Source organism: Staphylococcus sp. MZ3 (assembly GCF_018622755.1).
Lineage (GTDB): Bacteria > Bacillota > Bacilli > Staphylococcales > Staphylococcaceae > Staphylococcus > Staphylococcus aureus.
Genome location: NZ_CP076026.1, coordinates 281,710 through 300,002, shown reverse-complemented (window position 1 = coordinate 300,002; position 18,293 = coordinate 281,710). Strand labels below are relative to the sequence as shown.

The window sequence follows — 18,293 nt, the reverse complement described above, 5'->3', positions numbered from 1 at the left end:
AAGGTCATCTTGCCTTTCAATCTTATCATTGGAGGAGTGGTTAAATGAAAACAATACATTTGTTTCGCATCTACCACTCTTTTTTATTGAAAAAGTGGTATTTGATTATCTATTTACTATTTATATTAGCGGCACTCGTTATTACATTAACGACGATCCAACATGTAACAGAAGATGACAATCATTTTAATATAGGTGTCGTAGATAAAGATCAATCAAGTGAAACGAAATTAATCTTAAACTCTATTGGTAAAGGGAGTAACCTAGGAAAAAACGTGAGCATTAAAGCATATGATGATAAGCAAGCACATACTTTGTTAAAAAAACATAAACTTCAAGGCTATTTTGTTTTTGATAAAGGTATGACCAAGGCATTTTATAAACAAGGCGAACTACCAATTTCAGTATATACATATGACCAACAATCCATGAAAAGTGTCGTGCTATCTCAGCTAACAGATTCTGTTTACCAACGTCTTATGCGATCAATGGGTGGCATCTTAGCTTTTCAAGACTTAGCACCGAAAGCATCACATTCTGACAGTATCAATGTTATGACTGATTTGCTGATTACAGGATTAAACCGTTCAGGTGCATTTAACTTAGAACCGATTCATTTATACGATACGGGCAGTTATTATGCAATTACCGGATTTTTAGCAACGGTATTCATCTTTGCACTATCTTTATTTACAGTTTTGAAAATGAATCAAGATACTGTATTGAAAGCGCGATTGAAAATGTTTCATTTTTCTAAAGAGCGTTTGTTAATCATTCGTGCGTTGATTACATGGTTTTATACTATGTTATGGAGTATCGTTGGTGTAGTTTGGATTGTGTTCAGTATTCCGAATACCTTTGAATTATATAATTGGCCAACGTTAGCCATTCATTTAAGCTATTATGTTACCTTTTTAATACTGTGGTTATTACTCATCGAACTTTTAACAACAGGCTTGTTGAATAGTATTAGTAAAGTCATATTAGCTATTGTCATCCTGGTGTTATCCGGTTTAACAATACCTACGATTTTTTTACAACATATAGCAAATGGCGTTTTCAATATTCAACCGTTCGCAGTTGTAACAAATCAATTGTTAGAAATTATTTTAAACAACTACATTTTAGAACTGCACCCTAGTTTCTATCTTAGCTTCATCGCACTTTTGATAATTAATTTAGCTGTATTGGTTTGGAAGTATCGTCAATGAAGCCTTATATACAACTTGTTTTGTTCAAGCAATGGTTACAATACATCTTGCTCGTAACAACCATTGTCATCGCACTCGTACTTATTGGTATCGGTTACCGTGTAGCACATGACAACTTCAAAATACCGATTACCATTCAAGATTTAGACCAAACCACTGCATCAAAATCATTCGTCAATAAAATTAAACAATCTGACTATGTAACTATTAAAAAAGTCGATGAAGATGAAAGCTATATTGAAGATGATGTTACTAAAAAGGAAGCTATTTTAAGCATGCAAATTCCTAAAGGTTTCTCTCAAAAATTAAAAGAGAACCGTTTAAAAGAAACGATACAGTTATATGGTAGAGATGACTTTATAGGTGGTATTGCTATAGAAATTGTTAGTAGTTCATTATATGAACAGCAAATTCCTAACATTATTTATGAACACCTTGAGGATATGAAACAGCATCAATCTATCGATGCTATCAACAAGTCCTATCATAAACATACACCTGAATCTAAAATCAAATTTGTGTCGCTTACTAAACAAGCACAACACTCTATTTCAATTAGCTTAATCTTTGCGGTGATTTTATTTGTTAGCGCTGTTCAAGTAGTACTTCATTATCGTTTAAACCAACAAGCAGCATTGCAACGATTATCACAATATCATTTAAGCCGTTTCAAACTATATAGTACTTATGTAATGACACATACGATCTTGTTATTGTTGGTACTATTGGCAGTTAGTCTATATTTGTCTCAACCACTCAGCTTAATATTTTACTTAAAATCACTGTTACTTATATTGATTTATGAGATAGGTATCGTCTTTATCTTATTCCATATTCAAACAATAAGTCATCGATTATTCATGACATTTATATATGCACTTGCTATGGGTATCGTATACTTGACCATTTTCATGTAAAGGAGCGTAACTGATGATAGAAATTAATAACCTTTCAAAGCGTTACCGTAACAAACAGATTTTCAATCATTTAACCATGTCCTTTGATAGTAATCGTTTAACCGTATTACTTGGCGATAATGGCGCTGGAAAATCAACATTACTTCGTATGATTGCTGGTATTGAAAAAGCTAATGATGGAACTATCAACTATTTCGGCGAAAAATGGAATCAAAGACAAATACAAAATCACATCGGTTATGTGCCACAAGACATTGCGTTATTTGAACACATGACAGTGGCTGAAAACATTAAATTTTTTAAATCACTTTGTAAAAATCCAATTAACGATACAACTATCAACGAATATTTACAGCAATTAAACTTTGATGATACGTCTGCCAAAGTATCTACATTGTCTGGTGGGAATAAACGTAAAATTAATATATTAGTAGGTTTACTAGGTCAACCTCGAATTCTCATTTTAGATGAACCGACAGTTGGTATTGATTTAAAATCTAGACATGACATCCACCAACTACTGAACATTATGAAATCTAAATGTTTAATTATATTAACTACCCATCATTTAGATGAAGTTGAAGCACTTGCAGATGATATCAAGTTAATTGGCCAAGATCCTTTTTATCAACATGTTTTAGAGGACAAGCAATGGGCTTATACCTATTATTAAAACGAAAAAATCCCAAGTTGCGTATGATATCGTAACTTGGGATTTACTGTATTATCTACTTTGCAAGTATGACGTTGGGTCTACTGCATATTGATTACCGATGCCACCAGACATACGTTGGAAGTGTACGTGAGGTGCTGTTGAATTACCCGTACTACCTGAATATGCAATTTGGTCACCAGCTTTGACTTTATCACCAGCTGAAACAGTTAAACGATTATTATGCATATACCATTGGTAGTTATTACTGTTCGCTTCTTTAATCGTTACTTGATTACCCCCACCATAGTTACTCCAACCTGCTTGTACTACTGTACCATCAGTTAATGAGTAAACTGGTGAATTTTCAGGCATTGCATAGTCGACACCGTAATGCGCACCACCACCGTGATATTGTCCATATGGTTGTAGTTGTTTACGACTTGTTAACCAGCTTGCGTCTTTCGCATGACCACTAGCTGTCGCTTTACTTGCTGATCCGCCATTTTGATTAGACGTGCCATTAGGGGAATTGACCTTTCCATTACCATCATGGCTGTTATACGCTTGGTTGTTGTTACTATGTGAATAATAGCTCGCGTCTGGACCTACATTTGATTGATAGCCATATTGATTAATATGCTGTTGGCTTTGACTCGCTGTGTAGTCATTGTTATCTCCTGCTGTTGCTGGATTCACATATGTTTGGCCGCTTCCATTGGCATTTGCATTTTTTGGATAACAGTTATAAAAATAATGCGTATGTCCTTGAGCATCTACGAATGTATAGCTATATTCTTTATTATCAAACATTGCTTGATTCCAGTTACCATCAGGTGTGTGATGATAATCCCCATTAGAATCAATTGTATAATAAGTACCATAAGATACGTCTTGTGATTGTGTTGACATTTGTGTATGTGCTTGTTGGGTGTTTGTCGTTTCTGCTGCATCTGCTTGATGCGCCATTGTAAATGTAGCGAAGCCCATCGTTGCAATCGCTGCTGCTGTTAATTTTTTCATGTATAAAACATCCTCCATTAAAGTTAAAGTTAGTTTTCAATTAAACTGTACTGCACATACTAAAAGAATTAGACAACTGAGTAAAGGATTTAATTCTCATTTTCCAACTATTTAATATTCCCGAAATGTTTTACTAAACTCATTACATTGTCATTACAAAATAGCCATACATTGATATTAAAATGACATCTCTCACTGCATTCGTTTAACCTTTTATAAATTTTCAAAACTAACAACTAATCATTCGTCCATGTTCGCGCTTCAACGCTAATGTATGATAGTAATCATCCATCAAATCATATCAACCAAATTCCATTATCAATCGCTATTGATTGTCATTCAACTTTCTAATAATGATATGCTTCTCAGGCTTAAAAATCGTCATATCTTTTCTATTAATTAAATCATCTGTGAGCTTTAATGCTACTAATTCATTGCTGCCATAATACTTAATATATAACGTTCTTGTAGTTAAATTTATTACGGTCTGATACATCGTATAGTGATTGTCAGCATCATGCGGACGTACAATTCCAATCGGTATATTTACCGCATCTAATAAATAAAATGCATTCATTAAATCCATTTCTTTATCATTGTTTTGAGCAATGTTTGCTTTCATAAATGCCATTCTCACAAAGCGCTCAGTTGAAGTAAATCCACCTGGCAATCCAAATGTACCTGCTTCATTGCCTAAAGGTTCAATCGTTACACCTTCCAATAAATTTGCTGTTGCTGGATAAGGAGAAATATTGATATATTGTCTTAAATTACTATAATGCCAATTTAAGTCTGGATGATTTGTTAAGACACCAATAGGATTATCTTTTATAACCACTTCACCCTCTTTAAATGAAACTTCGACTGTATGTCCAGTTGCATCGGAAACATGATAATGCAATGGCGGAACTTCACCGATGTCATTTAAATATACAGCTACAACATGTATTTGGGATGCTTGTTGTTTCATATCTTCAATGCTTGTTGTATATCCCAAAATCCATGTCACAATTTCATTTTGCGTAATATTCATCGCGTCCGCTTTGTGTGTTGATCCATATGAACTATAATCTCGGAAATATTGTGTTGAAATGGCAACGCCATGTTCATTAACACCATCACCATAAATAAAACCTTCCATATCTGTTCCTGTGCCAATAAAGCCATATTGCGTTTGGCCTGTCGTGCCAGTGCGAGATTTCCAACGATAATTTCTAGGCGTCACTGCTGGCGAACCATCTAATGGATAATCATAATCCATCGTGCGTCCAAGAAGTACTTGATTATTTAAAGTTTGTATTGTGAATCCTGTGCACATTGTTCTCATTCCTCTGTACCTTCATTTACTTTAATCACTTTCAAATAAAGCTGTTTCACTTAAACATACTATAAAAAATCAATTATACAAGCAATTAATTGATATTCATTCTCAATAACTGTGGTATGATATGTAAGGAAATCATGACTAATGTGTGAGTGAACGATCATCTATACATCCGTTCACTTCATCTCATGACTTTCTATATTTAATTTTTACAAGGAGTGACATCTGTGAATAACACACAATCTTCACCACGCAGTAATATTATTATTGCGATTATGTTGTCTGCATTAACATATTGGTTGTTTGCACAATCATTTATTAATATAGGACCTCTCGTTGGTCAAACGTATCAAACCTCTCCTGCCGTGTTAAATTTATCTATTAGTTTAACTTCCTTCGCCACAGGTATCTTCATGGTGGCTGCAGGTGATATTGCTGATAAAATAGGACAACTGAGAATGACATACATGGGTCTCATAATCAGTATGTTTGCATCTCTTCTATTAATTATATCGGACATCACTGCACTGCTCATCATCGGTAGAATTTTACAAGGTCTATCAGCAGCTATCTTGTTACCTTCAACAGTTGGCGTGTTAAATAATCAATTTAAAGGAGAACATTTAAGACGAGCGATTAGTTATCTAATGATTAGTACTGTTGGTGGCATCGGCCTAGCTGGTGTTATCGGCGGTTTAATTGCCTCAAATTTCGGATGGCAAACGAATTTCATCATTAGTATAGTCATTGCTTTCATTGCCATATTGCTTCTAAAAGGCACACCTGAAAAAGTAAGTCAACATAGCCACCGTCATCCATTCGATTACAAAGGTATGTCGATTTTCGCTGTTATGATTGGTAGCTTTACATTATTGTTAACACAAGGATTCGAACAAGGTTGGTTTAGTACATTTTCAATCATTTGTCTGAGCATTTTTATCATCACTACGTTGATATTCATCATCATCGAACGTCGACATGAAGTACCTTTTATTGATTTCTCAGTATTACGCAACCGTCCGTTCATTGGTGCATTTTTAAATAACTTTGTTTTAAATAGCGGTCTAGGCGTAACAGTGGTCTTTTTCATATATGCTCAAACACACCTTGGTTTATCAGCTGCGCAATCTGGACTTGTTACATTGCCATATGCCATTGTGGCAGTTGCGATGATTCGTTTAGGTGAAAAAGCAACATTACGTTTCGGTGGCAAATTGATGCTCATCATTGGTCCGTTGTTCCCTGTCATCGGCATCACTATTATTAGCATGACATCACTTCAACCATCACAATATATCATTGCTGTTGTTATTGGGTTTGTCATTTGCGCAATTGGAAATGGTTTAGTCGCAACACCCGGCCTTACAATTGCAATTTTCAGTATGCCAAATGAAAAAGTTGGTTTAGCTACAGGATTATATAAAATGAGTGGTACATTAGGTGGCGCCTTTGGTATAGCACTAAGTACTACAGTTTTCAGTATGTTACAACTAAACTATGCACCAAGTGTAGCTGCAACCGTAACATTTATCGTCAGCATTGTATTGATGATCCTTGGCTCATTGTCTGCATACATGATCATTCCAAAAACGGTTAAATCTTAAATATAATAGAAGCATCATGTTTCGAAATATCTGTATCACTTTAAAATGATATACAAGAAATTCAAGAAAAATAAGCGAACTGAATAAATAAAGATTCAATTAACGCATCAGTATTAGGATTCACTCTAAAACGATTAATAGTTTTATAAGAAGGTGTTTGATCTTGAGCTAACCACATCATTCGAATACTGTCATGAAGTAATTTCTCTATTCTACGACCAGAAAATACAGATTGAGTATATGCATATAAGATGATTTTTAACATCATCTTTGGATGATAGGATGTTGCGCCACGATGATGTCTGAATTCATCGAATTTGCTATCAGGTATCGTTTCAACAATTTCATTAACATGTCGCGAAATATCATTTTGAGGAATTCTAACAGAAGTTTCTATTGGTAGTGTAAGTTGGGCAAAGTGTCTTATTTTTTTAAAGTATTTCAAAGTAAAATTACATGTTAATACGTAGTATTAATGGCGAGACTCCTGAGGGAGCAGTGCCAGTCGAAGACCGAGGCTGAGACGGCACCCTAGGAAAGCGAAGCCATTCAATACGAAGTATTGTATAAATAGAGAACAGCAGTAAGATATTTTCTAATTGAAAATTATCTTACTGCTGTTTTTTAGGGATTTATGTCCCAGCCTCTTACTCTAATTATATTCACTATCAATTAGACAAAATGGCCATTTTCAAATATCACGCGTTGTTTCTGACCTTGAATATATTTATTATAATTCTCTTTTTGAAAATCAGTTAACATTAATTTAGATGTACCGTATTTTAACACTTTTTGCATTGTTTCTATTCTCATTTTTCTAAATAACCATCCATCTTTTAACACAATACGATTAACAGCATCATATGATAATTCTACTGTTTCTTTAATTTCAAATGTTTTGAATGAAATAATCGTGCACATTAAAAACGTATCACCAAAGTAATAAACATCTAAATCATCACGTTTATGTTGTCCAACTAACAAACGACCATATTCGAACTCTTTTTCTGGATATTTCAATTCTAAAAAACTAATAATCTCTTCTTCTTTTAATTTGAATTGCATTTAAAAACATCCTCTCTTAATTTTTAACAAGCCTTAATTAAAAATTTTTTCAATCACATAGTTCAATATACATCATTTCGTTATGTTTTTTAATACTTTTTTCAAAAACAAATATTTTATTCTTTAAAATAATGACTTTTGTATTTTTCATCACAATAAACATTTTAAAATTCTTGTTATCATAATCATTAAAAGTTATTTAACCTTAATAATATATTCTCTCGCCTCAACCTTAATCGCATACTATAGGCGTCTGTTTGTAGACAATAAAAGTCATGCACGTCTTCATATGTCATCCAATGTTTATCATGATATGATGAATATAATAATCGGGTATATAACTGTATGATTAATTACACAATAAAGAGAAGGAATATAATATGAAAAAAGTGTCAATTAAAGATGTTGCTAGAGAAGCTGGTGTATCAGTTACAACTGTGTCACATATTTTAAATCATAATGATAGTCGTTTTTCCGCAACAACGATAAAAAACGTACATGCTGTTTCAGAACGTTTAGGCTATGCCCCTAATAAACATGCAAAACAATTGCGCGGCAGTAAAATTCAAACTATTGGCGTCATTTTACCTAGCTTAACAAATCCGTTTTTCTCAGCACTGATGCAAAGTATTCATGACCATAAACCATCTGATGTTGATTTATGCTTTTTAACATCTACAGCAACTGATTTGTATGACAATATTAAACATTTAATTGATCGAGGTATTGACGGATTAATTATCGCACAATACATATCATCCCCGGACGCCCTAAATAACTATCTAAAGAAACATCATGTACCTTATGTCGTACTGGATCAAAATGACCATCAAGGCTATACAGATTTTGTTCGGACAAATGAATATCAAGGTGGACAACTTGCAGCACAACATTTAATAGAACTCGGTCACAACAATATGATAATTGTTGCACCATATGACATGATGGCGAATATGTCGACTCGTGTCGCTGGATTTGTCGATACTTTGCGCGCGAATCAATTGCCAGAACCACAAATCGTCCATACTGAATTATCTAAGCGCGGTGGGCTAACCATTGTTGATGACATCATGGTTCAATCTGCCACTGCAATCTTCGCTATTAACGATGAACTCGCTATTGGCATTTTACGAGGACTAATTGAACATGGCATCAGTATTCCGAAAGATATCTCATTAATAGGTTATGACGACATTGATTATGCAGCGTACGTCTCGCCACCTTTAACTACTGTGGCACAACCTATAACTGATATTGGCAAAACATCTTTAACCTTATTACTTCAACGATTACAGCACTTAGATAAATCCATTGATATGATTGAATTACCAACGACTTTAAAAATTCGTGCAACAACTGGCTATCATCTTTCAAACTAACTACGTATCTTCCGAAATATACTCATCATTGTTAGGCCCTTAGCGTTGCTTTAATGCTGAGGGTTTTTAATCATAATTATTTCACTAAGAAATTAAAATAATAATGTATGAATTTTTAAATATGATTTAAACGTTTTCAGTTTTTATGAAAACGCATGCATTTTGCAAATAAAAATGGTACGATGGCATTGGTAAAATGTTTTACTAAAAACAAATCGTGAGGTGTATAACATGAGCATTGTTGCATTACTTATCGGGTTAGGCCCCTTAATTGGCTGGGGCTTCTTCCCAACAGTCGCTTCAAAGTTTGGTGGTAAACCTGTACATCAAATTATCGGTGCTACTGTAGGTACGTTAATCTTCGCTATTATATTAGCCGTAGTCACATCAAGTGGCTTCCCTACTGGAACCAATTTGCTATTCGCCTTATTATCAGGTGCAGGATGGGGATTCGGACAAATCATTACATTTAAAGCGTTCGAATTAGTCGGCTCATCTCGTGCCATGCCAGTCACAACAGCATTCCAATTATTAGGCGCATCTTTATGGGGTGTCTTTGCATTAGGAAATTGGCCAGGCATTGGTCATAAAATCATTGGATTTACAGCTTTAGTCGTTATTCTAATTGGAGCGCGTATGACAGTTTGGAGTGAACGCAAAGAAGCAAGTAACGCCAAAAATTTACGTCGTGCAGTGGTACTTCTGTTAATTGGTGAATTTGGATACTGGTTATATTCAGCTGCACCGCAAGCAACTTCTATTGATGGCCTAACTGCCTTTTTACCTCAAGCAATGGGTATGGTAATTGTTGCAGTCATTTATGGCTTTATGAATATGAAAGCAGAGAATCCATTCCGTAATAAAATTACGTGGTTACAAATTATTTCAGGTTTCTTCTTTGCATTTGGTGCTTTAACATATCTTATTTCAGCACAACCTAATATGAATGGTTTAGCAACTGGATTTATTCTTTCTCAAACATCCGTTGTGCTTGCTACATTAACTGGTATTTATTTCTTAAAACAACATAAAACGTCAAAAGAAATGGTTATTACAATCATCGGCTTAGTACTCATTTTAGTAGCCGCTTCTGTTACAGTATTTATAAAATAAGGAGTGTAGATGTCATGAAAAAATCAGCTGTTTTAAATGAACATATTTCAAAAGCAATCGCGACAATTGGTCATTTTGATTTATTAACGATTAATGACGCTGGCATGCCAATTCCAAATGATCATCGTCGTATCGACCTAGCTGTAACTAAAAACTTACCACGCTTTATTGATGTCTTAGCTACAGTGTTAGAAGAAATGGAAATCCAAAAAATATACTTAGCAGAAGAAATAAAAGAACATAACCCTACACAATTGCAACAAATTAAACAATTGATTTCATCGGAAATCGAAATCATTTTCATTCCTCACGAAGAAATGAAAAGTAACTTAGCTCACCCATTAAATAAAGGTAATATTCGTACTGGTGAAACAACGCCCTACTCTAATATTGCATTAGAATCGAATGTTACTTTTTAAAAGTTATAACTTGAAAGGAGCGTACACATGACCAACAAAGTTGTTATTTTAGGTTCAACGAATGTCGATCAATTTTTAACAGTTGAAAGATATGCACAACCAGGCGAAACATTACATGTTGAAGAAGCACAAAAAGCATTCGGCGGAGGTAAAGGTGCCAACCAGGCTATTGCCACTGCACGCATGCAAGCAGACACAACATTTATTACTAAAATTGGCACTGATGGCGTTGCTGATTTCATCTTAGAAGATTTTAAAGCAGCTCATATTGATACATCATATATTATCAAAACAGCTGAAGCAAAAACGGGCCAAGCCTTTATCACTGTGAATGCAGAAGGACAAAACACCATCTATGTTTATGGTGGTGCGAATATGACGATGACACCTGAAGATGTTATTAACGCAAAAGACGCTATAATCAATGCAGACTTTGTCGTTGCACAATTAGAAGTACCCATCCCGGCTATTATATCTGCATTTGAAATTGCCAAGGCACATGGTGTGACGACAGTATTAAATCCTGCACCAGCGAAAGCATTACCTAATGAATTATTATCATTAATCGATATTATTGTGCCAAACGAAACAGAAGCCGAATTATTATCTGGGATTAAAGTAACTAATGAACAATCTATGAAAGACAATGCCAATTACTTTTTATCTTTAGGCATTAAGACTGTTTTAATTACATTAGGTAAGCAAGGTACATATTTTGCTACTAAAAATCAAAGCCAACACATCGAAGCTTATAAAGTAAATGTGATTGATACAACTGCTGCAGGCGACACATTTATTGGTGCATTTGTCAGTCGCTTAAACAAGTCGCAAGATAACTTAGCAGATGCTATTGATTTTGGTAATAAAGCGAGCTCACTCACTGTACAAAAACACGGCGCGCAAGCATCTATTCCTCTACTAGAAGAAGTAAATCAAGTTTAAATGAATCAAACACAGCTATGATATGAAGGTTTAGCATATAACTTGCAACATTCGTATATCATGGCTGTGCTTTTTTATCTTTATAAAACATCATCTATTAGAAATAATTTTCCACTAAACCTATGCTTGATGACTCATGTTTAGTTATAAATGAAGTGACAATTTTTTGTAATCTTTTTAACTTCCAAATTATCGCATATAAATATGCTATATTAATGATAATAATTATCAATTACAAGGAGGTTATGCTATGTCTAAAGAAGCTGGTCATACATTTTTAGCTAAATTAGGAAAAACTCGTCTACGCCCCGGTGGTAAAGAAGCAACAGATTGGTTAATACAACAAGGGGCATTTTCACAAGATAAACAAGTGTTAGAAGTGGCATGTAATATGTGCACAACATCTATTTATCTAGCTCATACATATGGCTGTCACATTCAAGGCGTTGATATAAATAAGAAAGCATTAGAAAAAGCACAGGAAAATATTTCAGCAGCAGGTCTTGAATCATATATTCAAGTTCAACAAGCGAATGCTGTTAAATTGCCCTTTGATGACAATCAATTCGATATCGTTTTAAATGAAGCAATGTTAACAATGTTACCCATCGCCATAAAGGAAAAAGCATTACGCGAGTACTACCGAGTCTTAAAGCCTGGGGGTATCTTGTTAACACATGATATTGTCATCGTTAATGAATCACATGCCACACATGTAGTTAAATCATTATCTGCAGCAATTAATGTCAATGTCTCACCGCAGACGAAACTTGGCTGGTTAGATTTATATAATCAAGCTGGTTTTAATCATGTGCATTATCATACTGGTCCAATGAGTTTAATGACACCAAAAGGTTTAATTTATGACGAAGGTATTGTTGGAACTATAAAGATTATCAACAATGCTTTAAAAAAAGAAAATCGACCAATGTTTTGTAAAATGTTTAAAACGATGACTAAATTGCGTAAAGATATGAATTATATTACTTTTGTCGCTAAAAAAGAGGACTAAATATAATGCCACTAACCGTACTTTGTATCTATGTTTGACTGCTACTTTAATTTCTTTGTGACACTAATCATCTACTTAACAATATCGTTATCGTTGATTAGTAAGTCATCAATTTTGGTTAAAGACTTTCATAAACACTCAAACATTAACACTATACATACTTAGTTAGTGGCATTATTTTTTTAAAAATTTTAACATCACGGGATTGGAACAGAAATGATATTTTCGCAAAATTTATTCCTGTCCTTCCCCAACTTGCACATTATTGTAAGCTGACTTTCCGCCAGCTTCTATGTTGGGGCCCCGCCAACTTGCACATTATTGTATGCTGACTTTCCGCCAGCTTCTATGTTGGGGCCCGCCAATATAACACTGTAGGTCCTACTATATTAATTTATGTCTCGGGCTCTAACCCTAAAATACTTATAATATACCTTTATAATTTATCTCCATTTGATGCTATCACTTGTTGATACCAATAGAACGAATCTTTTTTCAAGCGTTCCATCGTGCCATGACCATCATTATCTCGATCAACATATATTAAACCATAGCGTTTCTTCATTTCACCGGTTGTAAATGAAACAATATCAATGATTCCCCACGGTGTATAACCGATTAAATCTACACCATCTTGATCAACTGCTTCTATCGCTGCTGTAATATGTGCTTTTAAATATTCAATGCGATAATCATCATGAATATGTCCATCTACCACTTCATCAACTGCACCAAAACCATTTTCCACAATAAAAAGTGGTAACTGATAACGATCATATAACACATTCAATGTATATCTTAAGCCATCTGGATCAATCGCCCAACCCCAATCACTCGTTGCGATATGCGGATTCTCCACAGAATGATTCAAACCACCGTTGACGATGTTGTTTTCAACTGTAGTATCAACATCATGTTTTACAGCCGTAGACATGTAATAACTAAAGCCAATATAATCAACCGTGCCCTGCTGTAAAATACTGTCGTCCCCTTCTTGCCATCCAACATCATATCCTTTTCGTGCCAACATTTTTTTAGCATAGCTTGGATAATAACCTCTCACTTGGACATCCGGGAAAAAGAAACGTAAGCGATTCGCAATTTGTGCTTCCATCATATCTTTCGGATGACACGAATATGGATAAATGGGTACATGTGAAATCATTGTTCCAATCTTAAACTTCGGATTAATCTCTTTACCAAGACGAACTGCTAAAGCACTGGCTAAAAGTTCATGATGTGCTACTTGATACAAGACTTCTTCAGGATTATCATTTTCTGTCAATGCTACCCCAGAATTCGTCCATAAAAAGATAGGATTTGATGTGTCCATCTGATTATTAATTTCATTAAACGTCATCCAATATGTCACTTTATCTTTATATCTTTCAAATACAACACGCGCAAAATGCACAAAATAATCGACAACTTCTCTATTTCTAAATCCACCATAATGTTTCGCTAAATGAAGTGGCATCTCAAAATGTGATAACGTCACAACAGGTTCAATACCTTGTGCAATTAATTCATCAAAGATACGATCATAAAAGGCAAGTCCTTCTTCATTTGGCACACCTTCATCCCCATTCGGAAAGATACGTGTCCACGCAATCGACGTACGTAAACATTTCAATCCCATTTCTTTAAACAAGGCAATATCTTCCTTATAACGATGATAAAAATCAATACCTTCATGATTTGGATAATAGTGATTGGGATCTATAGATTCTGTAATCTGACGTGCTTTGCCATGTGCACCACTCGTCATAACATCAATTACACTTAATCCTTTACCACCTTTATCATATCCACCTTCAAATTGATTTGCGGCAAGAGCGCCACCCCACATAAAATTTTGCGGTAATTTTGTCATTATTACAACACACTCCTAGTTTTTAAATATTTTAAAAATAACATCTTCAGTCGTAATGATTTCATTCATTGTCAGTTCTACTTTTCCTAAATCGGCAGAGTTGCTAATAACGACAATAACGTCAGCATTGTAGCCTTGTTGTTGTATATATTGCTGGTCGAATTGCAACAACGTTTGCCCTGCTTCAACATGATCATTTTGCTTTACAAAGCACTTGAACCCTTTACCTTCCAAGTCAACTGTATTCACGCCAATATGAATGACTATGTCCACACCGTCTTCTGATTGAATACCAACTGCATGCTTAGTTGGTACAATCATAGATACTAAACCATTGAACGGTGCGATTACTTTGGATTCTTCATGAGCTTTAATTGCCAAGCCTTCGCCTACCATTTTCTCTCTAAAAATTGAATCTCTTACTTCTTTAAGTAAAATACGACGACCAGCGATTGGTGCTTTCACTAAAATTGGTGTTGTTACTTTTACTTGAGGTGTATAACTTGTATCTTGGCTATTAATGTTGTCAGTATTCTCACTCTCTTCAACATTAGCATTCTTAATTAATCGCTGTAATTGCTGATACACTTCATCGACATTTCCATTTAATTTTATGACTAACTGCGCATCATTTTCTGCTACAGATGTCACATCAACTATTTGTTTCACTTCATTTGCTGTAGAAGGAATTGTATGTTGCATATGAATTGTAATGCACTTCGTGTCATACGTTGCATCAACAATGTTTTCGACACCACCTACAGCTGTAAGAATGTCTTGGGCTTGTTCTTTATATTTATTGCTCATAAATATTACCCCCTCAACTTGATAGTAGAATGAAAATGTATTTACTTACCTCCAATTATAATTGTACCGGTTCAATTTGTAAACGCCGATACAATTATAATATTTTGTGCTATAATAATTACAGACAAAGTGAAATGAGGACAGAATATTGTTAAAGTATGAACATATTGCTAAGCAACTTAATGCGTTTATACATCAATCTAATTTCAAACCCGGTGATAAATTGCCAAGCGTGACGCAATTAAAAGAACGTTATCAAGTAAGTAAGAGTACTATCATTAAAGCATTAGGCTTATTGGAACAAGATGGTTTGATCTATCAAGCACAAGGCAGTGGTATTTATGTGAGAAATATTGCAGATGCCAATCGTATCAACGTCTTTAAGACTAATGGTTTCTCTAAAAGTTTAGGTGAACATCGAATGACAAGTAAGGTACTTGTTTTTAAGGAGATGGCAACACCACCTCAATCTGTGATAGATGAACTTCAGTTAAATCCCAATGATACTGTGTACTATTTAGAACGATTACGCTTTGTTGATGAAGATATTTTATGTATCGAATATTCTTATTATCATAAAGAGGTTGTAAAATATTTAACTGCAGAGATCGCTAAGGGCTCTATCTTCGACTATTTAGAATCAAACATGAAGCTTCGTATTGGTTTTTCAGATATTTTCTTTAATGTAGATCAACTCACTTCAAGTGAAGCTTCATTACTACAATTGTCTACAGGTGAACCATGTTTACGTTACCACCAGACTTTTTATACAATGACTGGCAAACCCTTTGATTCGTCTGACATCGTATTTCATTATCGTCATGCACAGTTTTATATTCCTAGTAAAAAGTAATAAATACATAAAAACGTCTATATCCCAGTTATAAACTGGAGTATAGACGTTTTTTTACGATAATAACAATGGCTCAAATTGCTATTATCTTGCTTAGGTTTTTCGTTTTAGAAGAATATTGCTACAAAGACAGGCACAACTGCTACAACAACTACACCAACTAACACTAAAGCTATACTTGCCATTGATTCTTCTACAGGTCCTAATTCTTTGGCTGGTGCTACACCTAATGTGTGACCACTTGTTCCAAGTGCTAATCCTCGGGCAATAGGGTTAGTAATTCGGAAAAGCTTCAAGAATTTATTACCTAGGGCATAAATAATGACACCATTTAAAATAACTGCTAATGATGTTAATTCTTTTATACCACCGATACCAGCTGATACTGGTAACGCAATCGCTGTAGTTGCTGCTTGAGGTAACATTGATAAAATAACATCATTGGCAAATTGTGCTAACTTCGCAAAAGTTAAAATAATTAATAACGCTACAACTGTACCGATACCAATACCTCCGATAATACGATGCCAATGTTTAACAAGCACTTCACGCTTTTTATATAACGGAATCGCAAAACAGATTGTTGCCGGTTCTAAGAAGAAATAAATAATGTCTCCACCTATTTTGTAAGTCTTATACGGAATGCCTGTTAAATAGAGGAAGGCCACACCAAATACCATACTGACAAATAGCGGTGCGAATAAGAAGAAACGATTAGTTTTTTCAAATAATATGGTCGCTAAGAAAAATGGTATAACGGATAACAGTATTCCGAAGTAAGGTGTGTTTAGTGCTAAGTGGTTAATCATGAGCTTGTGCCTCCTCTATTTTGATCTTTTTTTTGACTTTGTCACCTTTAGATCTCGAAGTAACTTTCATAATAATTTGTGTGACATAGCCAGTACAAATAAGTAATAGTATTGTTGAGACGATTATTAGTCCAATGATTAAAAATGGTGCTTGGCTAATGACACCTAAAGAGTTAACAACTGAGATACCGGCTGGTACGAAGAGTAAGCCAATGTTATTTGTTAGTGTCGTTCCTACTTTTTCGACTTCGCCTAACTTAACAGCACCAGTACATAATAATACAAATAATAATACTAAACCGATTACTGATGCAGGCATAGGAATTGGCATAAATGATTCAATTATTTTCGATACAAAGAGTACTAAAGCAATTACAATGACTTGGTGAAAAAAGTGTGCTGGTTTTGATGCGTCTTTTTGTTGTTTCACGACCATTGCCTCCTACGTTTGATTTAACTAAAGTATAGATGGCTCACTTCGATTTGCGTGATTTTTAGTCCGAAATACAAAATATCATAGGTAAAATGCATAAAAAAAAGGATTACTGTTAAAGTAATCCTATCGACGCTTTAAAATCTTTCATAAATGAACGTCCAACTTGCATCTTGACACCATTTGTCAATATTACCATATAAGTGTAGTTAAACCATTGTTGCACTTCTTTAATGTGTTTCGTGTTAATAATATATGAACGATGAATACGTATAAAATAAGTGGGATTCAATCGTTTTTCATAACGATTCAATGGCTCTGTTGTTTCGTATTTATGATTCGTTGTATGTATGGTTGTAATACCATTATGTGTGCCAATCCCAATAATATTTTGTTGCTTTAACATGTGAATTTTATCGTCAATTTCAACAGGTAAACTTTGATCAAAATTCGCCGACATATCATTCGCAATTGCACTTGCGCTATTATCATCTTTGGCTTTATTCGCACGAACTTTATTGACTGCTTGTTCAATACGTTTTTGACCAAACGGTTTCAAAATATAGTCTGTCGCATTTAATTCAAATGCCTGTACTGCGTATTGGTCATGTGCAGTTGCAAAAATAATCGCAGGTGGCTCTTTCATCTTTTGAATCTTAGCTCCTAATTCGATTCCATTTTCATCCATTAAATTGACATCTAAAAATATAATGTCATATTGATTGATCAGTAGTGCTTCCAATGTTTCTTTTACATTTTCTGCCTCATTAATTTCTTCAAAACCACCAATTTCATTTAATAAATATGTTAATTCATTACGTGCTAATGGCTCATCATCTATGATTAATGCTTTCATA

19 protein-coding genes and 2 pseudogenes are annotated in these 18,293 nt (G+C 34.4%); 10 read left to right on the top strand and 11 right to left on the bottom strand.

Features of this window, described 5'->3' with window-relative positions:
* Window positions 1-44 precede the first annotated feature (44 nt).
* The 3 genes from KI230_RS01285 to KI230_RS01275 are packed head-to-tail and all read left to right on the top strand — an operon-like array spanning window position 45 to window position 2,801.
* On the top strand, window positions 45-1,211 hold the full coding sequence (locus KI230_RS01285) for an ABC transporter permease (protein ID WP_138277876.1): 1,167 nt from the start codon (window positions 45-47) through the stop codon (window positions 1,209-1,211).
* Window positions 1,208-2,128, top strand: coding sequence for an ABC transporter permease (locus KI230_RS01280; protein ID WP_045178256.1), 921 nt, complete (start codon window positions 1,208-1,210; stop codon window positions 2,126-2,128). Before KI230_RS01285 ends, KI230_RS01280 begins: the two co-directional genes overlap by 4 nt.
* Window positions 2,129-2,141: 13 nt before the next feature.
* On the top strand, window positions 2,142-2,801 hold the full coding sequence (locus KI230_RS01275; RefSeq protein ID WP_000570070.1) for an ABC transporter ATP-binding protein: 660 nt from the start codon (window positions 2,142-2,144) through the stop codon (window positions 2,799-2,801).
* A 51-nt stretch (window positions 2,802-2,852) separates the two neighbouring features.
* Here KI230_RS01275 and lytM read toward each other — a convergent pair whose 3' ends face one another.
* Window positions 2,853-3,803 carry a glycine-glycine endopeptidase LytM gene (gene lytM, locus KI230_RS01270; RefSeq protein WP_000736795.1) on the bottom strand — a complete coding sequence of 317 codons (951 nt, stop codon included), beginning with the start codon at window positions 3,801-3,803 and terminating at the stop codon, window positions 2,853-2,855.
* A gap of 325 nt (window positions 3,804-4,128) precedes the next feature.
* Window positions 4,129-5,121 (bottom strand): choloylglycine hydrolase family protein, encoded by a 993-nt coding sequence (locus KI230_RS01265; RefSeq protein WP_045178260.1) that lies wholly within the window; start codon window positions 5,119-5,121, stop codon window positions 4,129-4,131.
* A 233-nt stretch (window positions 5,122-5,354) separates the two neighbouring features.
* Between KI230_RS01265 and KI230_RS01260 the strand changes: the two genes are divergently transcribed.
* Window positions 5,355-6,731 (top strand): MFS transporter, encoded by a 1,377-nt coding sequence (locus tag KI230_RS01260; RefSeq protein ID WP_045178262.1) that lies wholly within the window; start codon window positions 5,355-5,357, stop codon window positions 6,729-6,731.
* A gap of 76 nt (window positions 6,732-6,807) precedes the next feature.
* Here the strand turns inward: KI230_RS01260 and KI230_RS01255 are convergent.
* From KI230_RS01255 to KI230_RS01245, 3 genes and pseudogenes are all read right to left on the bottom strand, one after another.
* Window positions 6,808-7,158, bottom strand: a pseudogene (locus KI230_RS01255) (IS1182 family transposase); the annotation flags it as partial.
* A gap of 245 nt (window positions 7,159-7,403) precedes the next feature.
* Window positions 7,404-7,796: a hypothetical protein gene (locus tag KI230_RS01250; RefSeq protein WP_001159765.1), complete on the bottom strand. Its 393-nt coding sequence runs from the start codon at window positions 7,794-7,796 to the stop codon at window positions 7,404-7,406.
* Between the two features lie 49 nt (window positions 7,797-7,845).
* Window positions 7,846-8,026, bottom strand: a pseudogene (locus KI230_RS01245) (NADH-quinone oxidoreductase subunit L).
* Between the two features lie 150 nt (window positions 8,027-8,176).
* On the opposite strand from KI230_RS01245, the gene rbsR reads away from it, so the two are divergent.
* The 4 genes from rbsR to rbsK all read left to right on the top strand — a co-directional run bounded on the left by rbsR (window position 8,177) and on the right by rbsK (window position 11,649).
* Complete coding sequence (gene rbsR, locus KI230_RS01240; protein ID WP_000757881.1) at window positions 8,177-9,175, top strand: ribose utilization transcriptional repressor RbsR; 999 nt, start codon at window positions 8,177-8,179, stop codon at window positions 9,173-9,175.
* 231 nt (window positions 9,176-9,406) lie between these two features.
* Window positions 9,407-10,288 (top strand): ribose/proton symporter RbsU, encoded by an 882-nt coding sequence (rbsU, locus tag KI230_RS01235; RefSeq protein WP_000029204.1) that lies wholly within the window; start codon window positions 9,407-9,409, stop codon window positions 10,286-10,288.
* Between the two features lie 14 nt (window positions 10,289-10,302).
* Window positions 10,303-10,707: a D-ribose pyranase gene (rbsD, locus tag KI230_RS01230; protein WP_000747873.1), complete on the top strand. Its 405-nt coding sequence runs from the start codon at window positions 10,303-10,305 to the stop codon at window positions 10,705-10,707.
* Between the two features lie 27 nt (window positions 10,708-10,734).
* Complete coding sequence (gene rbsK, locus KI230_RS01225; RefSeq protein ID WP_045178265.1) at window positions 10,735-11,649, top strand: ribokinase; 915 nt, start codon at window positions 10,735-10,737, stop codon at window positions 11,647-11,649.
* Window positions 11,650-11,746: 97 nt separating this feature from the next.
* Here the strand turns inward: rbsK and KI230_RS01220 are convergent, their stop codons facing one another.
* Complete coding sequence (locus tag KI230_RS01220; RefSeq protein WP_001789470.1) at window positions 11,747-11,881, bottom strand: hypothetical protein; 135 nt, start codon at window positions 11,879-11,881, stop codon at window positions 11,747-11,749.
* Window positions 11,882-11,899: 18 nt separating this feature from the next.
* On the opposite strand from KI230_RS01220, the gene KI230_RS01215 reads away from it, so the two are divergent.
* The gene (locus KI230_RS01215) at window positions 11,900-12,661 is read left to right on the top strand and encodes a class I SAM-dependent methyltransferase (RefSeq protein ID WP_000031267.1); all 762 of its coding nucleotides are present in this window, start codon (window positions 11,900-11,902) and stop codon (window positions 12,659-12,661) included.
* A gap of 436 nt (window positions 12,662-13,097) precedes the next feature.
* Here the strand turns inward: KI230_RS01215 and KI230_RS01210 are convergent, their stop codons facing one another.
* Window positions 13,098-14,534 (bottom strand): 6-phospho-beta-glucosidase, encoded by a 1,437-nt coding sequence (locus tag KI230_RS01210; protein WP_000164001.1) that lies wholly within the window; start codon window positions 14,532-14,534, stop codon window positions 13,098-13,100.
* Between the two features lie 15 nt (window positions 14,535-14,549).
* On the bottom strand, window positions 14,550-15,341 hold the full coding sequence (locus tag KI230_RS01205; RefSeq protein ID WP_000066933.1) for a PTS sugar transporter subunit IIAB: 792 nt from the start codon (window positions 15,339-15,341) through the stop codon (window positions 14,550-14,552).
* A gap of 148 nt (window positions 15,342-15,489) precedes the next feature.
* On the opposite strand from KI230_RS01205, the gene KI230_RS01200 reads away from it, so the two are divergent.
* Window positions 15,490-16,194 (top strand): GntR family transcriptional regulator, encoded by a 705-nt coding sequence (locus tag KI230_RS01200; RefSeq protein WP_045178269.1) that lies wholly within the window; start codon window positions 15,490-15,492, stop codon window positions 16,192-16,194.
* A gap of 107 nt (window positions 16,195-16,301) precedes the next feature.
* Here KI230_RS01200 and lrgB read toward each other — a convergent pair whose 3' ends face one another.
* The 3 genes from lrgB to KI230_RS01185 form a co-directional block, all read right to left on the bottom strand.
* Entirely contained in the window at window positions 16,302-17,003 is a 702-nt protein-coding gene (lrgB, locus tag KI230_RS01195) for an antiholin-like protein LrgB (RefSeq protein WP_000607067.1), read from the bottom strand.
* Window positions 16,996-17,439, bottom strand: a complete 444-nt coding sequence (gene lrgA / locus KI230_RS01190; protein WP_045178271.1) for an antiholin-like murein hydrolase modulator LrgA — start codon at window positions 17,437-17,439, stop codon at window positions 16,996-16,998. Before lrgA ends, lrgB begins: the two co-directional genes overlap by 8 nt.
* 112 nt (window positions 17,440-17,551) lie before the next feature.
* Complete coding sequence (locus KI230_RS01185; protein ID WP_045178274.1) at window positions 17,552-18,292, bottom strand: response regulator transcription factor LytR; 741 nt, start codon at window positions 18,290-18,292, stop codon at window positions 17,552-17,554.
* Between the last annotated feature and the right edge of the window lies 1 nt (window position 18,293).

What these genes read in the sequence shown, in the direction of transcription:
- KI230_RS01285 (WP_138277876.1), top strand. Translation starts at nt 45, where the DNA reads ATGAAAACAATACATTTGTTTCGCATCTACCACTCTTTTTTATTGAAA.
- KI230_RS01280 (WP_045178256.1), top strand. Translation starts at nt 1,208, where the DNA reads ATGAAGCCTTATATACAACTTGTTTTGTTCAAGCAATGGTTACAATAC.
- KI230_RS01275 (WP_000570070.1), top strand. Translation starts at nt 2,142, where the DNA reads ATGATAGAAATTAATAACCTTTCAAAGCGTTACCGTAACAAACAGATT.
- lytM (WP_000736795.1), bottom strand. Translation starts at nt 3,803, where the DNA reads ATGAAAAAATTAACAGCAGCAGCGATTGCAACGATGGGCTTCGCTACA.
- KI230_RS01265 (WP_045178260.1), bottom strand. Translation starts at nt 5,121, where the DNA reads ATGTGCACAGGATTCACAATACAAACTTTAAATAATCAAGTACTTCTT.
- KI230_RS01250 (WP_001159765.1), bottom strand. Translation starts at nt 7,796, where the DNA reads ATGCAATTCAAATTAAAAGAAGAAGAGATTATTAGTTTTTTAGAATTG.
- rbsR (WP_000757881.1), top strand. Translation starts at nt 8,177, where the DNA reads ATGAAAAAAGTGTCAATTAAAGATGTTGCTAGAGAAGCTGGTGTATCA.
- rbsU (WP_000029204.1), top strand. Translation starts at nt 9,407, where the DNA reads ATGAGCATTGTTGCATTACTTATCGGGTTAGGCCCCTTAATTGGCTGG.
- rbsD (WP_000747873.1), top strand. Translation starts at nt 10,303, where the DNA reads ATGAAAAAATCAGCTGTTTTAAATGAACATATTTCAAAAGCAATCGCG.
- rbsK (WP_045178265.1), top strand. Translation starts at nt 10,735, where the DNA reads ATGACCAACAAAGTTGTTATTTTAGGTTCAACGAATGTCGATCAATTT.
- KI230_RS01215 (WP_000031267.1), top strand. Translation starts at nt 11,900, where the DNA reads ATGTCTAAAGAAGCTGGTCATACATTTTTAGCTAAATTAGGAAAAACT.
- KI230_RS01210 (WP_000164001.1), bottom strand. Translation starts at nt 14,534, where the DNA reads ATGACAAAATTACCGCAAAATTTTATGTGGGGTGGCGCTCTTGCCGCA.
- KI230_RS01205 (WP_000066933.1), bottom strand. Translation starts at nt 15,341, where the DNA reads ATGAGCAATAAATATAAAGAACAAGCCCAAGACATTCTTACAGCTGTA.
- lrgB (WP_000607067.1), bottom strand. Translation starts at nt 17,003, where the DNA reads ATGATTAACCACTTAGCACTAAACACACCTTACTTCGGAATACTGTTA.
- lrgA (WP_045178271.1), bottom strand. Translation starts at nt 17,439, where the DNA reads ATGGTCGTGAAACAACAAAAAGACGCATCAAAACCAGCACACTTTTTT.
- KI230_RS01185 (WP_045178274.1), bottom strand. Translation starts at nt 18,292, where the DNA reads ATGAAAGCATTAATCATAGATGATGAGCCATTAGCACGTAATGAATTA.